The 18,973-nt window shown below is 44.5% G+C and carries 22 protein-coding genes; 18 read left to right on the forward strand and 4 right to left on the reverse strand.

The window, feature by feature from the left end; translation table 11 throughout:
• Positions 1-62: 62 nt before the first annotated feature.
• From AC4E8A_RS02185 to AC4E8A_RS02195, 3 genes are all read left to right on the forward strand, one after another.
• Positions 63-521: a GNAT family N-acetyltransferase gene (locus tag AC4E8A_RS02185; RefSeq protein WP_490196541.1), complete on the forward strand. Its 459-nt coding sequence runs from the start codon at positions 63-65 to the stop codon at positions 519-521.
• Between the two features lie 16 nt (positions 522-537).
• Positions 538-894 (forward strand): GNAT family N-acetyltransferase, encoded by a 357-nt coding sequence (locus tag AC4E8A_RS02190; protein WP_490196542.1) that lies wholly within the window; start codon positions 538-540, stop codon positions 892-894.
• 155 nt (positions 895-1,049) lie between these two features.
• Positions 1,050-1,538, forward strand: coding sequence for an NUDIX hydrolase (locus AC4E8A_RS02195; RefSeq protein ID WP_490196544.1), 489 nt, complete (start codon positions 1,050-1,052; stop codon positions 1,536-1,538).
• 165 nt (positions 1,539-1,703) lie between these two features.
• On the opposite strand, the gene AC4E8A_RS02200 is transcribed toward AC4E8A_RS02195, so the two are convergent.
• The 3 genes from AC4E8A_RS02200 to AC4E8A_RS02210 form a co-directional block, all read right to left on the reverse strand.
• Entirely contained in the window at positions 1,704-2,267 is a 564-nt protein-coding gene (locus AC4E8A_RS02200) for a DUF2812 domain-containing protein (protein ID WP_490196545.1), read from the reverse strand.
• Positions 2,254-2,571 (reverse strand): PadR family transcriptional regulator, encoded by a 318-nt coding sequence (locus tag AC4E8A_RS02205; RefSeq protein WP_490196546.1) that lies wholly within the window; start codon positions 2,569-2,571, stop codon positions 2,254-2,256. Before AC4E8A_RS02205 ends, AC4E8A_RS02200 begins: the two co-directional genes overlap by 14 nt.
• A 474-nt stretch (positions 2,572-3,045) precedes the next feature.
• Entirely contained in the window at positions 3,046-3,261 is a 216-nt protein-coding gene (locus AC4E8A_RS02210; protein WP_490196547.1) for a hypothetical protein, read from the reverse strand.
• A gap of 124 nt (positions 3,262-3,385) precedes the next feature.
• Between AC4E8A_RS02210 and AC4E8A_RS02215 the strand changes: the two genes are divergently transcribed.
• The 4 genes from AC4E8A_RS02215 (at position 3,386) to AC4E8A_RS02230 (ending at position 5,108) form a co-directional block, all read left to right on the forward strand.
• A complete protein-coding gene (locus AC4E8A_RS02215; RefSeq protein WP_490196548.1) occupies positions 3,386-3,835 on the forward strand; it encodes a YndM family protein in 450 nt (149 codons plus the stop codon).
• A gap of 220 nt (positions 3,836-4,055) precedes the next feature.
• Complete coding sequence (locus tag AC4E8A_RS02220) at positions 4,056-4,208, forward strand: hypothetical protein (protein WP_490196549.1); 153 nt, start codon at positions 4,056-4,058, stop codon at positions 4,206-4,208.
• A 205-nt stretch (positions 4,209-4,413) separates the two neighbouring features.
• Positions 4,414-4,719 (forward strand): antibiotic biosynthesis monooxygenase family protein, encoded by a 306-nt coding sequence (locus AC4E8A_RS02225; protein WP_490196551.1) that lies wholly within the window; start codon positions 4,414-4,416, stop codon positions 4,717-4,719.
• Positions 4,716-5,108, forward strand: a complete 393-nt coding sequence (locus AC4E8A_RS02230) for a hypothetical protein (RefSeq protein ID WP_490196552.1) — start codon at positions 4,716-4,718, stop codon at positions 5,106-5,108. Before AC4E8A_RS02225 ends, AC4E8A_RS02230 begins: the two co-directional genes overlap by 4 nt.
• On the opposite strand, the gene AC4E8A_RS02235 is transcribed toward AC4E8A_RS02230, so the two are convergent.
• The gene (locus tag AC4E8A_RS02235) at positions 5,103-6,089 is read right to left on the reverse strand and encodes a hypothetical protein (RefSeq protein WP_490196554.1); all 987 of its coding nucleotides are present in this window, start codon (positions 6,087-6,089) and stop codon (positions 5,103-5,105) included. The genes AC4E8A_RS02230 and AC4E8A_RS02235 overlap by 6 nt on opposite strands.
• Before the next feature lie 709 nt (positions 6,090-6,798).
• On the opposite strand from AC4E8A_RS02235, the gene AC4E8A_RS02240 reads away from it, so the two are divergent.
• The 11 genes from AC4E8A_RS02240 to AC4E8A_RS02290 all read left to right on the forward strand — a co-directional run bounded on the left by AC4E8A_RS02240 (position 6,799) and on the right by AC4E8A_RS02290 (position 18,971).
• Complete coding sequence (locus AC4E8A_RS02240) at positions 6,799-7,185, forward strand: GntR family transcriptional regulator (RefSeq protein ID WP_490196555.1); 387 nt, start codon at positions 6,799-6,801, stop codon at positions 7,183-7,185.
• Positions 7,182-8,084 carry an ABC transporter ATP-binding protein gene (locus AC4E8A_RS02245; protein ID WP_490196556.1) on the forward strand — a complete coding sequence of 301 codons (903 nt, stop codon included), beginning with the start codon at positions 7,182-7,184 and terminating at the stop codon, positions 8,082-8,084. Before AC4E8A_RS02240 ends, AC4E8A_RS02245 begins: the two co-directional genes overlap by 4 nt.
• Positions 8,062-8,808 carry a hypothetical protein gene (locus AC4E8A_RS02250; protein ID WP_490196557.1) on the forward strand — a complete coding sequence of 249 codons (747 nt, stop codon included), beginning with the start codon at positions 8,062-8,064 and terminating at the stop codon, positions 8,806-8,808. Before AC4E8A_RS02245 ends, AC4E8A_RS02250 begins: the two co-directional genes overlap by 23 nt.
• Position 8,809: 1 nt before the next feature.
• Positions 8,810-9,511, forward strand: coding sequence for a hypothetical protein (locus AC4E8A_RS02255; RefSeq protein WP_490196559.1), 702 nt, complete (start codon positions 8,810-8,812; stop codon positions 9,509-9,511).
• Positions 9,512-10,295: 784 nt separating this feature from the next.
• On the forward strand, positions 10,296-10,487 hold the full coding sequence (locus AC4E8A_RS02260; RefSeq protein ID WP_490196560.1) for a thiazolylpeptide-type bacteriocin: 192 nt from the start codon (positions 10,296-10,298) through the stop codon (positions 10,485-10,487).
• 42 nt (positions 10,488-10,529) lie between these two features.
• Complete coding sequence (locus AC4E8A_RS02265; protein WP_113929034.1) at positions 10,530-10,715, forward strand: thiazolylpeptide-type bacteriocin; 186 nt, start codon at positions 10,530-10,532, stop codon at positions 10,713-10,715.
• Positions 10,716-10,885: 170 nt separating this feature from the next.
• The gene (locus AC4E8A_RS02270; protein WP_490196561.1) at positions 10,886-13,402 is read left to right on the forward strand and encodes a lantibiotic dehydratase; all 2,517 of its coding nucleotides are present in this window, start codon (positions 10,886-10,888) and stop codon (positions 13,400-13,402) included.
• Positions 13,395-14,492, forward strand: coding sequence for a hypothetical protein (locus tag AC4E8A_RS02275; protein ID WP_490196562.1), 1,098 nt, complete (start codon positions 13,395-13,397; stop codon positions 14,490-14,492). Before AC4E8A_RS02270 ends, AC4E8A_RS02275 begins: the two co-directional genes overlap by 8 nt.
• The gene (locus AC4E8A_RS02280) at positions 14,482-16,005 is read left to right on the forward strand and encodes a hypothetical protein (protein ID WP_490196563.1); all 1,524 of its coding nucleotides are present in this window, start codon (positions 14,482-14,484) and stop codon (positions 16,003-16,005) included. The genes AC4E8A_RS02275 and AC4E8A_RS02280 overlap by 11 nt, the downstream gene beginning before the upstream one ends.
• A complete protein-coding gene (locus AC4E8A_RS02285; RefSeq protein ID WP_490196564.1) occupies positions 16,006-17,673 on the forward strand; it encodes a YcaO-like family protein in 1,668 nt (555 codons plus the stop codon).
• Positions 17,670-18,971, forward strand: a complete 1,302-nt coding sequence (locus AC4E8A_RS02290) for a hypothetical protein (RefSeq protein WP_490196565.1) — start codon at positions 17,670-17,672, stop codon at positions 18,969-18,971. The genes AC4E8A_RS02285 and AC4E8A_RS02290 overlap by 4 nt, the downstream gene beginning before the upstream one ends.
• Positions 18,972-18,973: the final 2 nt, after the last annotated feature.

Here is an 18,973-nt window from a genome sequence, read left to right on the forward strand (position 1 = left end):
ACAAAACGGTCATTACCTCCTGCTCAACCTTTCGCTAAAATAAAGACAGGGAGGGCGATCGAATGAAACTGACATTCAGAGAGGCAGCAGAACGAGACTTGGATAGTATTGTGAAAATGCTTGCGGATGATGTGCTCGGAAGCAAAAGGGAGCGCTATGTAAAGCCGCTTCCGGAGAGTTACCTGAAAGCCTTCCGGGCCATTGAAGCGGATCCCAATAATGAATTGATTGTCGCATGTCTCGATGAGGAAGTTGTCGGCGTCCAGCAGGTCACATTCACTCCCTATCTCACTCACCAAGGGGGATGGCGGGCCACGATTGAAGGAGTGCGGACCGCTTCCACTGTAAGGGGACAGGGAGCCGGTACCGAGATGATCAAATATGCGATCAAACGTGCAAAGGACCGCGGCTGCCATCTGGTCCAGCTGACGACGGACAAACAGAGACCCGATGCTTTGCGTTTTTATGAAAAGTTAGGCTTACAAGCAACACATGAGGGATTAAAGTTAAAGTTTCAATAAAAGTGGAAAGCGGCAAATGATTAAAATTGTAAAAGCAAACCGGAGCCACGTCGAAGGCATTGCAAAGGTGTGTTCAGACGGCTGCCGCGCTACATATGCTGAAACACATACAGAAGAATATATCGAGCGGGTAATAGAAGAGTTTTACAACCATGAGAGAATTCATGAAGAAGTCAGCCGCTCAGACAGGCAGTGGGGCGGTTATTTTGCGGCAGTGGATGACGATCTTGTGGTCGGTGCCGGCGGCGGTGGAATGACCGGTGATACAATCGGGGAGCTGTTTGTGCTTTACATGGACCTACTCAGACGGAATGAAGGGATCGGCACCCAATTATTGGATGCCATTACGGAGCAGCAGAAAGCTGTATTTTAGGCAAAGGAACAATGGGTATCGGTCCAAAAAGGAAATGACAAGGGCATCCCGTTTTACGTGGCGAAAGGATTCCTTTACAGCCACGAGCAGGCGGGGCATGGTAATGAAGAAGGGGAGGACTACATTTCCCTGAGGTACTATAGACGTATTTAATTGTGGAGGATGGAATGAAAACACATCGTGCATTTGGGGTTTACGGCATTTGTTATGAAGAGGGCAAGCTGCTGGTCATCAACAAAAGCAGAGGGCCATATATCAACCGGTTCGATCTTCCGGGAGGCAGCTTGGAGGAATCGGAAGGCTGGATTCAAGCATTGAAGAGGGAGTTTACTGAAGAGACAGGGTTAACAGTGGAGGTTGCCGATCAGTTAGGCACTGCTGATTTTATCTTTCCGTGTGTTTGGAAAGAGTTCAGCCATGTGCATCACATTGCCGTCTTCTATTCAGTGAAAAGAATCGGCGGCGAATTGGTGGAGCCATTGCCGTTTGCCGGCCAGGATTCCCTGGGAGCCTTATGGATATCTCCTGAAGAGGCCCATGTGGACAATGCCTCCCCATTGGTGATGAAAGCTTTGGACTGGCTGAAAAGAGGATCTCTGGACTGGAATACGAAGCACTATGAAAGCTGGGACGTAAGGGATTGAATGTTCATTAAGGATTTAGTGCGTTTTAATGCTATTCCCCCCCTTATTTTTAAGGAGTTACGGTCTTGATTGGCCGCCATTACAAGCAAAAAGACTCGTCAATATTGACGGGTCTTCTAGTTTCGGGATTACCGGCAGGCCATTGTTTCGCAACAGCTTGCATGATTATTCTTTTAACATTGAACACTTTTGATAAGCTTTATAGTAACTTACTCCAAAAAAGATCACCATAAGTGCGGGAAACAGCTTCAATAGGACAAATGGAGTTTCGAATAAAAATGCTTTCCAAAATAGCCCGCCATTCAGACTCCAAAGACCCTCATGATATAATTCCGAATCGCTGTAGAGCATGAAAGAATAAGCCAGACACAGCGAACCCAGCCAGAATGAATAACCCCTTACTCTTTCATAATAATTCCTTTTTGATTGGCGGTCCGAGAAGATTTCATTTTGATCATCTTGTTCTTTTTGCCAATATCGTATTCCACTAAGGGAGGAACCGTTTATATAGTTCCATCCGAAATCCTCATATATCCCTTTGTATTCCATGAGCTTTTTCTTCGGTAAATGATCTTGATAATCAAGCCGCATAACATATTCCTTGTCGGTTTTTTCAAAAGTGTATATTCCCAACCCGCTAATATTTGTACAGCGATAGCCTTTTTGTAATTGCGCGTTCAGCCATTGCTCTTCTTTTGCAATATTGAAGAATACGTTAAACCTCTTCATTTGATTCACTTCCTTCATACAAGGATAAAATGTGCATCAGCCGTTCTTGTTCCTTTTTCAAGACGGCGCTTCCTTCTGCAGTTATCAAATAAATCTTTCTGCGGCCGGAACTGCCGACAGGTTCAATCCACCCATGTTTATTCAAGTTTTCAATTGCACCGTATAATGTTCCAGCTGCTAAAATGACGGTCCCATTACTTATTTTTTCTATTTTCTGCATTGCGGCATAACCGTGGAGCGGTTCACGCAGAGCTAATAAAATATAATGCATGGTTTCAGACAACGGCAGTAATTTGTGTTTCATACTCTCACCCTCTATTCAGTTAAACTATATAGTTCGACTTTATAATAATGTATTACAGTTCAACTGAATAGTCAACCGCCTTTTAACATTCGTCGAGAACTTTTACATGATTAGCAAAAGATTTCAATTCGAAAAGGCCGGTGCCCCTTGCGGAGGGAATCGGCCTTTTTGTAGGAATATAAAATTTTCACGGTGAATGGCAAAGGGACAGAGACTCAGTTTGACCGTTTATTTTCAAGGACAAAAATGACCTATGCCAATTCATAGGTCATATTTAAGGCTCTTTTCCTTTGTTGCTAGTCAATATGAATGGATAATCCCTAAGCAGGAAAGAAAGAGCTGCTCACCTTTTTTCGAGGGGAAATCCCTGGAATACAGGAGAAAAATCCGGCTCTTGGAATTTTTCCGAAAGCAACAATGAATACGAAAATTAGAAAGCTTGGTAAAGGCTAAGGGACCTTTTGGCTGCTCCATTCAACGCAGGCGTACATTCGCCGGCGATGTAGGCCCAGTCGGAGTCAGGGTACCCTGAGAGGAATAACCGCCAAGCACATAGGAATCGGCAGATGTTTGAAAGTAGGGGTGATGCTTCATCATCTCAACATTATTGAACTTTTGTAAAAAATAATACTTATATACAGGCGGCGGGATATAAGGAGGAATAAAAGGCGGATAGAAAAAAACGCGCATGAGGTCACTCCTTTGGTTTTTTAGCAGTATATGGAAACGGTTCTGTTTGGATATGGACAATGACCCAAAACATGTGCATAGCTTCGGCTGCTTTAGGAAAAATAAGGCCAAAAGGAGTGAAAGCATGAGACATTTAAAGGCCTTTCTTATTAAATTCATTGCCTGTTTCGCATTACTAGCCATTATTCTTGGAGGCATCTATGGAATAACCTTAGGTGATGTCTTTGTGATTTCCCTGGTACTTGGGATCATCGCCTTTGCTGCGGGAGATCTATTCCTGCTGCCAAGGGCAACTAACATAACGGCTTCCTTTGCCGACTTTGGTCTTGCCTTTCTGCTGATATGGGCCATGGCAGCGAATATGACCCCTGTTGATAATGTCTTGATTCCGGCACTTATCGCTGCTGCAGGAGTGGCAGTCTTTGAGTACTTTTATCATAAGTACCTGGTCAAAAATGTTTTTGGAAAAGAAGAGGAAACCAGATCAAAGGGAAATCTTCAGTTTCAGACAGAAGCTTCCGAGGAACTGAGTCCAGTGAAGCCGGATATCCGGAATGATGAAGGAGATAAATAAAGGTGAGAGGAGCCCTCGATTAAAAGAGGGTTTTTCTCTGGAAATGACTCTCAACAGGCAAACTGCCCAACAGAGTTTAGAAAACAGAAATAATGGGAACATATCATTCAAAGCAGGAGCACTCGATCTTCAGAGTCTTCAGCTTGAGATGTTGCATGCAATAGAGTAGAGATAGAATTCAGCGTTTGGTCCACACTAATAAAAGAGAGGATGAAGAATCGTGAAACAAAAAGAGCCAGTTGATCCGAATCAGCCGCAGACGCGGGACGAATTATTTGGATTGGACAAACAGGAAAGCTTGCAGTCAACAAACTTTGCGGCACCCGAAAACTCTTATCTTAACGAGCATTATCAGGATGAAGCCGACGAGTAAGCCATCGAACCAGAGAACTAAAATGGACGAGCCTGAATCGGGCTCGTCCATTTTATGCATAGGCAGGTCCTTTAGCGCTTTAAAGCAGCCGGGGACAGTCCCCGGCTGCTTTAAAGCGCTAAAGGATTACGGATGTTTCCAGCTTTTGTCTCTATATGATAAGGTTAATGATAGGTGAAGATTCAGTGAAAGGGATGAGGGAAACATGTATATCGTACACTCGACGTTTGTCGTGCCGAATGAAAAGGCGGATGAAGTGATATCAATCTATCATTCTCGTTCCCGTTTAGTAGATAATGCAGACGGCTTTCAGCGCTTCCTGCTGCTGCAGAACGAAAAGAAGCCCGGCGAAATCACCGTCCATATGGAGTGGGATTCCAAGGAACAGTTCATGACATGGATCCAAAGCGAAGATTACAAGCGCATCCATGAACTTGAAAAGAAATACCCGGATCAGGAGCTTGCATCCATCGTCCCCTCCATTCATAAGTTCAAGGTTGTGGCCGTATGATCGATATCGGGAAGAAATACGAAACGGTCATCCATCGCTCTGTAAAAGAAATCTATGTGAAGTACCCTGAACTGGATGAAAAATTCGGAGAGCGCGGCCGCGAAAAATGCTACGAAGACAATGTCTATCATTTTCAATATCTCGAGACGTCAGCCGGACTCGGTTCATCAAAGGTCTTTATCGACTATGCGCTCTGGCTGAACAGCGTCCTTGTCAGCCGCGGAATGTCCACTGATCACCTGATCGATAACTTCCGCAGCATCATTACGGCCCTTGAAGCATCACCGGCATTGGAGGACGGAGACACTTTTTCCGAGCATCTGTACCAGGCGATATTTGCACTGGAAGACAGTGACGGGACAGAAGACATCGAGCGCCCTGCGTTATAAAATACATATCTTGGAAGAGGCACCGGACCCTGCGGGGATTCGGTGCTTTTTTGGTTGTAGATGGCTTGTGGTGGGGAGCGTAGGTGTGTGGGTGACGAAATTTGTCGTTTGGTCGATAAATGGGTAGAATCGCCGATACCTGCAGCCGAAATAGGAGTTCGTCCTTGTGATGAGGGCGTTCAGTAATCCTTGCTGCTGCTTTTTGCCGATAATCGGCACAGCTTGGCTGATATCCGACAAAACTTGGTTGATATTCGACAAGAAATGAGCGGAATCCGACACAAACACGTCGAAATTCGACACGCAACCGCCGGTAAGCCACACCCCAGCCGGAGCAGGAAACCCCGGCCGAGATAATCGACACGCAACCGCCGATAAGCCACACCCCAGCCGGAGCAGGAAACCCCGGCTGTGGAAAAGCCCTGTGTCCAGCTGCACTTGCCGCGGATGGCCCTGTACCAATCTGCCTCTGCCGATAATCGGCACAGCTTGGCTGATATCCGACAAAACTTGGTTGATATTCGACAAGAAATGAGCGGAATCCGACACAAACACGTCGAAATTCGACACGCAACCGCCGGTAAGCCACACCCCAGCCGGAGCAGGAAACCCCGGCTGCGGAAAAGCCCTGTGTCCAGCCGCACTTGCCGCGGATGGCCCTGTACCAATCTGCCTCTGCCGATAATCGACACAGCTTGGCTGATTTCCGACAAAACTTGGTTGATATTCGACAAGAAATGAGCGGAATCCGACACAAACACGTCGAAATTCGACACGCAACCGCCGATCAGCCACACCCCAGCCGGAGCAGGAAACCCCGGCTGTGGAAAAGCCCTTGTCCAGCCGCACTTGCCGCGGATGGCCCTGTACCAATCTGCCTCTGCCGATAATCGACTCAGCTTGGCCGATATCCGACAAAACTTGGTTGATATTCGATAAGAAATGAGCGGAATCCGACACAAATACGTCGAAATTCGACACGCAACCGCCGATAAGTCACACCCCAGCCGGAGCCGGAAACCCCGCTGGAAAAAGCCCTTGTGTCCAGCCGCACTTGCCGCGGATGGCCCTGTACCAATCTGCCTCTGCCGATAATCGACACAGCTTTGCCGATATCCGACAAAACTTGGTTGATATTCGACAAGAAATGAGCGGAATCCGACACAAACACGTCGAAATATGACACGCAACCGCCGATAAGCCACACCCCAGCCGGAGCAGGAAACCTGGCTGTGGAAAAGCCCTGTGTCCAGCGCACTTGCCGCGGATGGCCCTGTACCAATCCGCCTTTGCCGATAATCGACACAGCTTGGCTGATATCCGACAAAACTTGGTTGATATTCGACAAGGAATGAGCGGAATCCGACACAAACACGTCGAAATTCGACACGCAACCGCCGATAAGCCACACCCCAGCCGGAGCAGGAAACTCCAGCCGAGATATTCGACACGCAACCGCCGATACCCCACACCCCAACCGGAGCAGGAAACTAGGCAGGAGCATGCAAATAGGCCATTAAGTCCTCCAGTCAAGCCCCGCTTCCAAAACCAAAGTTTCTTCCAATCCGCCACGCCTCCAAAACCGACAAACTATTTCCAAAATACCCCTTGCCAAATTGCTCCAAATGACATATAGTACATTACATCAGTAATGCACTAATGAACCTACCGAAAATGAGGAGGTGCTGGTTTGATTCTGAATTCGGATAGCATCAAACCGATATACATCCAGATTGCCGAGTGGCTGGAAACGGAAATCCTCGGCGGCAGTATAGAAACCGATGCGAAGGTCTATTCTCAATATCAGCTGGCCGAGATGCTCAACATCAATCCGGCAACAGCTGCCAAGGGGCTGAACCTTCTGGCAGACGAACATATTCTTTACAAAAAGCGGGGGCTGGGCATGTTTGTATCAGCAGAAGCGAAAAACATCATCCTCTCAAAACGAAAAACGCAAACGTTAACGAAACTGGTGGAGGAACTGGTCAAAGAGTCAGAGCATCTGCAGGTCGATGAAAGTGAACTGATCGACATGATCAGGAGCGCTAAAAACAACCTAAAGGGGGATGGGAAATGAATGTAGTGGAATGCAAGGGGCTGCAAAAGAAGTACGGCAGAAAAACGGCATTGAAAGAGATTTCTTTTATCCTTCAGAAAGAGAAGATCACAGGGTTGATCGGCCGCAACGGTGCCGGCAAAACAACTTTGTTAAAAATCATTGCCGGCTTTATCAAAGAGTCATCGGGAGAAATCCTTGTTTTCGAAGAAAGGCCGTTCAATAATCTAAAAGTATCGGCAAACATGATCTTCATTGATGATGAAATGAATCTGCCGCCGACTATGAACCTGGAAGAAATCCTCCAGACAGCAGAAGAATTTTATCCAAACTGGGACAGGGAACTGGCCAGGCGTCTGTTTGATTATTTTTCCTTTCAGCCTTATCAGTATCACAACGGACTTTCGAAAGGGATGAAAAGCACGTTCAATATGATCCTTGGACTGGCGGCGCGGACACCGCTTACGATTTTTGATGAACCGACGACAGGGATGGATGCCGGTGTGCGGAAGGATTTCTACCGTGCTCTTCTCAAGGACTATCTCGCGTACCCGCGGACCATTATTTTATCAAGTCACTTATTGAACGAGATCGAGGACATCCTGGAAGACATTTTACTGATAAAAGATGGAGAGAAATTCCTTCATATGCCGGTCGAAGAGATGAGGGAATATGCAATCGGGGTCAAAGGAAAAGAACCCGCCATGCGGGAATGGCTGAAAGATAAAGAGGTCCTTCATGAATCGAATCAGGAGATCGCCGGGACATATGCCGTGGTGCGGCATGACTTTCCTGTCCGTGAGATAGAAGTTGCGCGGCAGTCCGGATTGGAGTTTTCGCCAGTCAGTCCTGATGAAATCTGTACACTGCTCACCAGCAGGACCAAAGGGGGAATTGATGATGTATTTAACCGAGCCTAACAGGTGGGATCTTGTGAAAAAACAGTTCCGATTTAAAATGAATTCGTTCAAGGGAATGTTTACCTCACTGCTTGTCCTGCAGATCATCGGTATTCTCCTGTCTTTGAACGGTGACGGTTCTAGTGGGGGAGGATCCAATTTTTTTGATTACAGACTGAACTATTATAACGGGAATATCATATTTGCCTTTGTCATGATATGGGCATTCATCTCGGCCATACTGGTCACGACGAAGGCATACCGTTTTGATGATTATTCCTTCGTCACAGATCGGCTCACCAGCCATTTTTCCACTATCTTATTTTTATTCGCAGCCAGTTTCATAGCGGGCATCACTGTATTGCTGGCCAATCGGGTGGTCATCCTGATCATTTATTTTATGCAGGATAACGTGAATCTCACGGAACAGACACCCACACTGCTGTCTGGTTTAACCGGCATCATTGCCATGACCTTATATATCTTCTTGCTCGCTTCATTGGGTTATCTTGCGGGTAACTTAGTGCAGGTAAGCAAGCTGTTCATCGTAATTCTGCCGGCTGTGACCATCGGCAGTGTATTTCTAGAAACGCTGCTAACCCGAAATCCATCATTGATCCCCGATGTTTTCAGTTTCTTTGGGATGGAAGATTCGTTTCTGCTCTTTGTATTGAAGGTCACCCTGGTATCAGGGATATCATTGGCGGCCGCAGCAGTCACTTCAATGAAATTGGAGGTGAAGTAAGATGTTTCTAGCCAGCATTATTTCGCTTCTGTTTTTTGTGGGGATCATTGCCTTGGTTTTCTTTGGATTGAAGGCTTTGGGAACAAAATTCTTCAGGGGAAAGAAGGGGAATTGGGTATTCGGCGGATACACAGCGATTTTATTCATTGCGGCCGTCATTTCCTACATGCTGCCGAACAGCATCCCATATGGAGGAGAGGCAGTGACAAACGAACAAGTGAAACAAGACCAGCATCGCAGCGATGAATTCTTCAGGCTCGTTCGGGCAGGTAAGATTGACGAAACAGAAGGCGCCCTGCTGAAAAAAGAATGGGAGTTTCCAATAAAGGGGAATGAATTGGAGGTCCCATTTAATAATGCGGACTATTATATATCCGTGCTTGTAGAGAGAAAGGATACAGAGGATGGCGTCGTAGAAGCCGCCCATTATACGAGTAAAGCTTTTCTTGAAAATATCGATGTTACTGATGAAATCTCTTCCCCGGATATCCGGATCGTCGATGGGAACCTGCAAATTAGTCCTCCGGCACCAGTGGAGATCAAAATGGCCAAGACGGCTTATCCTTATCCATTCTATCAATTTACAGAAGGATACAGTATGTTCGGAAGAGAAATGAGTGCCTATCATAATATGGAGATCATTTACTTGCGGGTGCCTTCAGATGTTGCCGTGACAGGTGATGTGGAATATGTAGAAAGCTGAATAAAGATAAAAAAGATGATTGCCTGCTCAATGCGAAGCGGGATAATCATCTTTTTTTTTCCATTCCTTGGGATGAAATAGAGTATTAAAGTGAAAGGACGGAAGAGACAAGATTCAAAAGGAACAGTAAAAATACTACTGGGCAGGAAGTAACTTACCTGCAGGGGGAGAGTGAAGGGCTGTCAAAAGCTAAAAGAAGATAGATCAATCAACGAGACTGTCTTTTTTTGTATAAAACTCGGGCATATTGTCGTCCTCTGGTGCACCGGCAGAAGATACTGATCTAAGCGGATTTCCCATTTTGGGGGAGCCTTATCGTGATGAAGAAAAGTGTAGTACCAGGTTATTGGGCCTATATATCCCTCACTGGTAAAAATGATGGGAGCACTGAATTGCACTTTAGGAGGAAAGAGCTGACAAAAAGAGATTGCATCCTACTATTTCCCCCCTTTGGAATCGAGTATCACAATATTAAAGTTTTATTAACCGGTATTCTTTTAGGCATATTCCTACAGGCATATTATCCATAATAAGGGATTTGTTTATCACAAGGAAAACACATACCAAACTTTACCTGTCCTGAATTACGGGAGTTTTTCCATATTAAGGATGAAATGTTAATAGTAAGAATAACTATAGTTTGTAATGTATTTGACATCATTAAGAAATATTACATTAACACTTTTGTAATATTAGGGTAAAAATATTACAAACATAATTAACCGTTTTTAGAATATTCGTGTTATTCTTTGGGGGATTACTCAAGAAGGGAGGATTGAGGCTAATGTCTGATATGACTTTGGAAGGTGTCACTGGATTGCTGGAAGAAATCGAAGCGATTGAAGTGATGGAAGTTTCAGAATCTATGATGCTATCAGAAACTGGTGCAACAAGTGGTTCAAGTTCATCTGGAAGCACATCTTGCTGTGGATCTTGTTCATGTGTCAGCTGCGGCGGATGCACGAGCTGCGGTTAATGGGAAGATTGAAAAAATTTATTGAGGGAAAGAGGACTAATCATGAGTAATGTGTCTTTGGATAATTTACTTGAAGAAATCGAATCAATCGAAGTAATGGAAGTATCAGAATCCATGCTGTTATCAGAAACAGGAGCCACAAGCGGATCCAGTTCATCGGGAAGCACATCCTGCTGTGGCTCATGTTCGTGTGTCAGTTGCGGCGCTTGCGCAAGCTGCGGCGGTTAATGCCTTGAAAGGTAAAGCTGTTAAGCCCCTACGCTTAATGGCTTTATCTCCTTCACTACTCCATCAAAAGAGTCTTACAGCATCATATTCCGCACCTACTCATTATATGCCCTCTGTTCAAAAGTTACAAACGTGCTGGATGAAATCGTTAATAGAAAGAGGTACATTATATGATTTTCCCGTGGTATTTGATTAGAAAGAACACCATATCTTACTCGGAATTCAATCCTTTTCGTGATTCCCGCCTAGTGGAAGAAACCAGACAATACCTTGATAAAGCAGCGGCTTTTGAAAAGACGAGGGAAGAAATAGTGTCTGCCCTTGAATCGGAATTCTCCACTTCCAAAGACAACAAAATTCTCAACTACAAACGTAAGGTGTTTAACAATAAAAAAATTAAAATCGACGATGCACCGGCTTCCATTGCGGCTGATTTGCAAAGATACATAGCTGGATATGACCAGCTGGAAGAACTACATACCTCAAATGAAATCCTATTCAATGATCTTGAAAACAACAACAGACGGGATATCTGGAAGATGTTCCAGAACAAGGATGTGCTGACGAATCCGCTCCCTCTTGTTAATTATAAAATGCATAATAAACTGAGTAAATTCTTGTCGGAAGACCCTGGGCTGCATAAAGCGAAAACCAAGAAGATGGACAGTACGCTGTTGAGGATCCTGAGCAGGTCTGCTTTTAAAACAAGTCCCTTCAGCTCTTTCACCAGCATTGAATTAAAAAAATTCAATGAAGAGAAAGCGGAAGGCCGATCCGGCCAAACTGAATATATTCTCGAAGTGAACTATTACATATTGCAAAAGATCATCCAGTTAATCAGTGTTGATCCTGAGTTCATGCCACATATGAAGTACGCCTATGCGGGCGCCTCTTACGGAAAAAATGAAATTGTCGAGTTCACTGTGAGATACGATATCAACAGGGGGAAAATTTTCAATAATATTGAAAATCACTTTCTCGCAAAAAATAACCCAATATTCCAGGCGCTTGCTCAATTCAATGGGGTGATGGGCTATAAAGAAGTCATCGACGTACTGTTGAAGTTTACTGATAAACAAAAGGCACATGCCTTTTTCGTTGACGGGCTGCTAAAAAAGGGAATCCTTTATCCCAATATTGAGCTTGATGAATATTCCCCGGATATTCTGGAGAGTTTCTATCAGATTGTTAGAGGGTTTGATATCACTTCAGAAAAGAAAGATGTGATTATGGAGACCCTCGAAACCATTATTGATCTGCTTGAAGATTACAAAGCAGCAGATTTTCAAAAGCGGTTCGGCATTTATTCTGCCATTACAGAAGAATTAAGCAAAATTGAAAAAGAATTTACGTATACGTTCGCAAAGGAAAACATTTTTTACGAGGATTATGTAGTGACTCAATCCGGGGAGAAGCTCCTGCCTGAAGAAGATTTCCAATCTGATATCCACTTTATTCAGAAACTTGCAGTCTTAACCAACATTCCCCTGCAGTTTAAGTACGAATTTGCCCACCGATTTAAAGAAAGGTACAGCGGCAGCCAGAGACCGATAGGAGCTAAGGAAATCAGGGATTTGTACATGGAAGAGGTAATGAAGTTTACGAATTGGACCAATGTAATCGTACCGGTTCAGGGCCTCGTATCAGAAGGCGCCAGGGTTCTTGAAGAAATTAAAGGGGAACTGAGGCGTATGTTCCGGAACTTGAAGAAGGAGAAGGGGATTGCCGCCATACCAAAGGAAACCATCGATGAGCTATACAGAAGATTCCTTGCCAGGACAGGGTTTGATAAGAAACATTTATCATCTACTGTCTTATTTCAAAAATCCGGAGATTCCTATATTTTGAATAAATTGTATGCCGGGCATTTGAAGTTATTCATCCGTTATTTTCAATACTCCCCGGAGTTATATGATGATCCTGATTTCGAACAGTATATCTCCGATTCGTTTCCGGAAGACGTATATGAGATACGGGAAGGCTTTGGCTTCAATGCAAACTACCACCAAAGGTTCCTGAAGAACAGGCTGATGATTCCATACAGTAAGATCAACTCCAATGATGAAGGCACGCTATGGAGTAAAGACCTTTTTTATAAATATAACGATCGTACAAAGCTGGTAGATACTATCAATCCGGAAAATCCGGACAGACCGATGGATATTGACTACATCGGAAGTCTTGTCGATTACATGATGCCGCCGAGTATCCGGATGCTGACCACCTCGATTTCCCCGAGGTTTGATGCGGGGCTGTTTCCCCTCTGGGAGGAAGCTGCCAAAGAGCAGGGCGTGTTGGTGGAAGACCGTACCCCTCGTATGAAACTGGGAAACGTAGTCCTTTTCCGGGAAAAATGGCTGATCAATTGCGATGCCTTGGCATCAAGTTCTGCGGATTCTGTCTATGAGGAATATAGGGCAGTTATTGAAACGTTTGAACAGAATGGACTGCCCTTGGAATTCTTCATCAGCAGAATCGTTGACCCGGAAACATACGATTTCGAGAATTCGAATCGTTCAGATATGAAACCGCAATACATCAACCTCTACTCCCCCATGATGTTTAAGGAGTTCAAGAAATTCATCAGGGATGAGAGAAGGATTGTACTAGAGGAATTATTACCGAATAGCGGCGGTGATTCTTTTAATACCGAATATCAGATGGAGGTGAACATGCCAAATGAATAAGCTTGAAGATGTTTTTGAATTGAGGCTCTATTTCTTTGGGACGGAACAACAGAAGAAGGCCGTCTTCTTTGATTTCATCATTCCTTTCTTTGACAAGATGGAGATCCCTTACTATGCAGAGAGAGATTGGTTCGGAGGTCCCTGTTATCGAATCATCCATGAACACCCTGATATGGACATGAAGTGGGTGGAGAGGGAGTTCACAGCCTATTGCGAAGAGATTGCGGGAGATATAACGGAGGAAGAGCTGGAACAAAACGTGGAAGCCTATAGAAAGAGTACCCCGGCGATTGCCCAAATGGAAAGAAGGGAATACCGGGAAGTTAAAGCAGACACCCATTTGTCCGTGGAAGCAGGCATGATAGACCCGGCATATGTTAAGAAGCGCTTTAATTCCTTTCAGCATTTGAAGGTTCATATTCAATCACTCTTCCATATACAGTCTTTCATAAGCGGAAATCTGGGAAAGCTCAGATCCCTCAACTCAGAGGAACGAATTAAATATACCGCGAGATTCTACCGGGATGTTCTTCAATTCTCGCAATTTGAAGAAAAATACGCCGTGCTGGTCTATGTGTCCAATATTGAAGGGGTGTTGGCCATCGCAGATACTAGAGGGAAGAAACAGGCGTACATCCAAACGTATGAGAAGGTTTATGACTTCTTGAACCCCGGACAGTTTTTTCAGGAAAGGGACTATGACGATACGTTCGGGAAGGAATGGAAACAAACCCTCAGGACTATTTTCAATTTAATCACAGATAACTTAGATGGGCTTTTGCACCAGCATGATGAAGGGTACTTTTCGCCTGATGAGCAAAATGCACTTCTTCATCAGAACATCAATGAAATCGGCAGCGGGTTCCATGATGAGCTGCTCAACAAGAATATTGATGATCTTTTAAAGCACAGGGAACATTCCATCTTCAAGTATCTGATCAACATTGTTTATAAGTTCATCCATATGCTGGGCATCCAATTCAATGAAAAGAATGCAGCATGCTATATCGTTTGCAAGTACATATTGGGTACAAACGGGACCACATGGAAACAAATCCTGGAAGAACGGGGGGAGAGCTTTGCTCGTTAAAACAAGAACAAACTTCTTTCCGAAGTATCTGCAGGAGGAGGATTTGCTTATCATCCAAAAGAATGAGCAGTCCCTGAAAGTGAAGATGGATGAACAGATGTATACTCTCCTTCTCGATATTTTCGCAGAGTATGCAAGCGGCAAGGTTTTGGACCTTCATAACAGGACGGTGGAGTATAAGAAGGGATTGAAATTCGCGGTAACACAGGGGTTGGTCGACCAGCGGGATCCAAGCGGAACCCTTTCCGATTACTTGTATCATTATTTGGAAAACTCCTTTGACCAATACAAGGAGGTTGTAAGGGATATTAGTTCAACTCATGTGAACCTGCTGAACTTCCCAGATGAATACACGGGGTTTTTCCACGAAAATGGATTGGTGAATCCCGGGGCACCCAGGAGTCAGAATGTCATATGGCTGGAAGAAAATGATCGTCCCAATGGAGTTGAGGGGGATATATGCATCCTCCATATCAATCAGAACTATGCGCTTTTTCATTGGCGCGATCAACAAGACGTTGAACTGGCGAAGAGCCTTCTGAGGAATAAAATAACTCAAACAAACGGCTTCATCCTGGGAAAAGAGATTTTACCCATGAAAATCCTGATGAAGATGTTGAATGGGACCGAAACGGACAATACGATCACGCTGCTCTATGAAAATGGAAGGGATGAAACCATCAGCACAAGAGGGATTGCAGTTACCTTGAAGCATTATGAACGGACATTCCATGATCATCCTGAAATCCAAAATGAACCGATCGACTTTATACAGAAAGTAGAAAGTAAGCTGCTTCAGTGGAACCTTCTGCCTATACATATTAATCAGCAGGACAGGGATTTGCCGGTCAGTCTGAATGTTTCTCCTTATGAAATAAGCTTTGGAAATCGCTTCAGGTACAGGGTGTTTGATTACGATTATAAGAAGGCCGCCGTCCATGCGCTGACCAATGGGATTGAGGCTTTCTTGCAAGATGAGGATCCCGGGGAGGGCAAGTGGGTTTCGGCCGCCACAAGGGAACTGTTTTATATCAAAGGGCTTTCCGCATTTCATAAAGAAGAAGTGGACTACTATCAGTTAGAGTCCCTGCCTCGGGATATTTGTAAAAAGATCAATTACAACCTGGGGCTTACAGAAAGGATTTCAGAAATAAAAGTGGTCGCCAACTATATTTTCTCGAGGGATGTCTTTTGTCTGTATCTTCTTAATGAACAAAACCAGGTCCTGTATAAAAGTGATCCTTCGGTTGTGCTGAAAGAGGAAATACTGCGGGGACTTGCGAAGATTACAGGATTTTTAATCAACGATAAGAAGTTCCCAAATGAGTATCTGAATCAGCCGCTGGTAACTATGCAGTATCCTTCCTCCATTCGCGGTCAGGCGGCCATCTTCGAAGATTTGGCGGAAGCTTCAAAAGAAATGGAAATCTATGAGCAGCCCTGGATCCATCAACCCGAATTTGAAACACAGGGATTGTATATTGGAAAGTTCTATAGGAATGGTGTGAAGTAAATGTATTTGACAACTGTCCAGCATTCAAAAAAGGGAAGCAGCCACTATGCCAATGAGGTAAGCGTAATAGAGAAAGCGTCACATGTTTTTATTGGTCCTTATATCGAGAACGAGATGAATGGATGCTTTCATTGCTTTTATCATCTCTTAGAAGCCAATGGCAGTAATTATAAAGAAATAATCGACTTTGGCTTGACCTTTGACCGTACAAGCATCACGGATAGCGTACTCAGGAACATGGCACCGGAATCTTTCATTAACAAGGTCCTGATTATCAATAAGAAGACGTTCGAATACGAATGGAAAAAAATCAGAAAAACTCCTTTTTGCAATGAGTGCAGTGACCATGTGGAGCCTGCTGCCAGGGAGAAGGAGATATTTGCGGATTCTTGTGAATATCGAGTGAAATCAAGTTTGGAGATTTCAAGTTTGATAGAAGAATACCAAGACGAAATCATCGATTGGGATACAGGGCCAGGTAAGAATATTTTCCGGGATGCGGAATCAAATATAATTCCAATGTATGCCATTGAGGCGAATATCGGCAATCGGAAATATTATTCATATGGCCGGACGGTCAATCTGACCGCGTCCCGCAATGCAGCCATTTTGGAGCTTCTTGAAAGATATTCATCCATGGTGCCGCGATTCAAGGAACCTATCAACGACTCATACGAAAATCTCATCCGAAAAGGGAAGAGGGTTCTTCATCCATCCAAGTACATTCTTCGCGAGAATCAAGTGTTCAAAGAAGATGCCGTGATGTATTGGAGTGAATGTATAGAACATGGTTCAGGGAAGAAGTTTCTCATCCCCGAGCAAATGATGTACTTTGACAACCAGCTTCTTCGCGGCGAGGAACGATTTCTATATGAAACGTCAAACGGTACCGCCCTCGGAGGGAGTCCCGAAGAAGCATTGGTGTATGCGGCGTTAGAGGCAGTGGAACGGGATTGCTTCCTGGTTCATTGGTATACCAAAAAACTTCCGAAACGGGTCGACCAATCGAGTATTACAGATCCTAAAGTGAAACATGTACTCGAAACGCTTTGTGATCTGGGGTATGAAATCCATCTCTTTGATATTACGCTTGAGACAGAGATTCCGACCATATGGATTTTGATCAGAAATCAGAATGAAAATGCCAGTATCCATCTTTATAACGCGGCAGGGTCGCATTATGAGCCGGAAGCAGCCATATTTGCCGCCCTTGTGGAAGCTGCAACGTCCATAATTGTTTATGAAGAAAAGCTGGGGAAAGAGAAGGAAGAGCTTAAGTATCTTATCGGGAATCCTGAGGGTGTAAGAAAAATGGAGGACCACGTGAATTATTACGCTTTCAAAGAAAATGCAGGCGCCTTTGATTACCTCCTCGATAACCTGTCTAGTCTGGAGCGAACGACTATTACAGAGATGGAGCCGTCCTTTCCCTTTTCGTTCAGGAATATCCTGGAGAAGATATTGACCCACCATCCGGAGCTTTATTATTGCAATATGCCGAATGACCTCATTAGAGAGATGGACCTTCATGTAGTGAAAGTGTTCATCCCGACACTGCAGCCCATGACTTTCGGCAAGCAGAATGAAAGGATCAATTCCGGGAGGCTTGGCTGTTATGACCGGGGGAGAACGAACATAGCCGGGAAGGAACCGCATCCGTTCCCGTGAGTGATTTATTCAAGCGTTACACGAGGGAAAGATATGAACGAAATCGGAAGGTGAATTCAATACAGCATGTACCTCCGGCAGCCACTGTATTCCATTACAGCGGGCAGGAAAGAAATGAGGACACCCAAGGGCTTGCTTCCTTAACAACGTCCATTATCCGAAGTGTTTTTTCATACAAAACATACCATCAGGGCAATCCGTATTTATTCCGGAAGGCTGTTCCTTCGCCGAGGAGTATTCATCCTTTCTTTCCGGTTTACTCGGACAAGGGCCGCTGCTACTTATATGATAGCGGGAAGGATGAATTCGCCTATCTGGGATATTGTCCTTCTAAATCCCAAACGACTGAGCTGACTATATGCGCGGATACCTGGAGAGTCTGTTCCATTTATGGGGAATTTGGATTTGCTTTGTGCCTGCTCGAAGCGGGACATATTATGGCAGCCTTGAACCTTGCCTTTCATATTCATGGCAGGCAGGCGGGAGACGCTGATTTCACTTTTGAAAAATATAACGAAGCCTTTACCGAAACGAGGATAAAGAATGGGGATGACTGCCATATCTTTTTCTCAATACCGCTGAAAGAAGGGGAAGCCACTGGCATAGGGGAAAAGCTTTGGAACCCGGTGACCGTTAAGAAGAAATATAATTATGCCGATGAGTTATCCTGGCTGGGACTCGATTCGCTGCTGAAAGAGGCCAAAGATAAAAGTGTCAGGTTTCCCCATAAGTCCTATCCTGTGATAGCGGATCTTAAAAGTAAATGGGAAAAGCGGACCTCGATGAATTCCAAATTTGGCCTGTATAGTTCCGGACAAGCCTATCCAAAGGAATCCTTTGAGCAGTTCCTTCATTTTTTCCAGGAGCTGACGGTAACCCTGTCAGATCATAAGCTGAAATTTTATCTGGGCATTCAGAACGTGGAAGGTTACCGGGAAGGCGGATATCAGTACAAAGAGGGGCAGTTAACGCTGCTGGATGACAAGATCCAACTATATTCCTTTTTTCAAGAGGGCGGAGATTTCATGAATATTGATCAGATCCCTTTCTTGGCAGTAGTATCTATTGAAAGTCAGGAAGATGATCTTGAGAGATTCATAGAAGCCCATATACAGGCAGGGGAATTTATGCATGTCCTATCGGTCTGCTTTGCGAATGATCGTGCCTTTTCCAGGCCGTTCAAGAGTTTGAACGACAACTATCTTCAGGAACTATTCAAAACTGGCGTGCAGGAGTACTTTTTATATGGGTGCTTGTTCGGCCAGTCGAATCTCCCTGTTGAATATACACTGAGGTGATG

The sequence above is a fragment of the Bacillus sp. SRL337 genome (assembly GCF_984799155.1).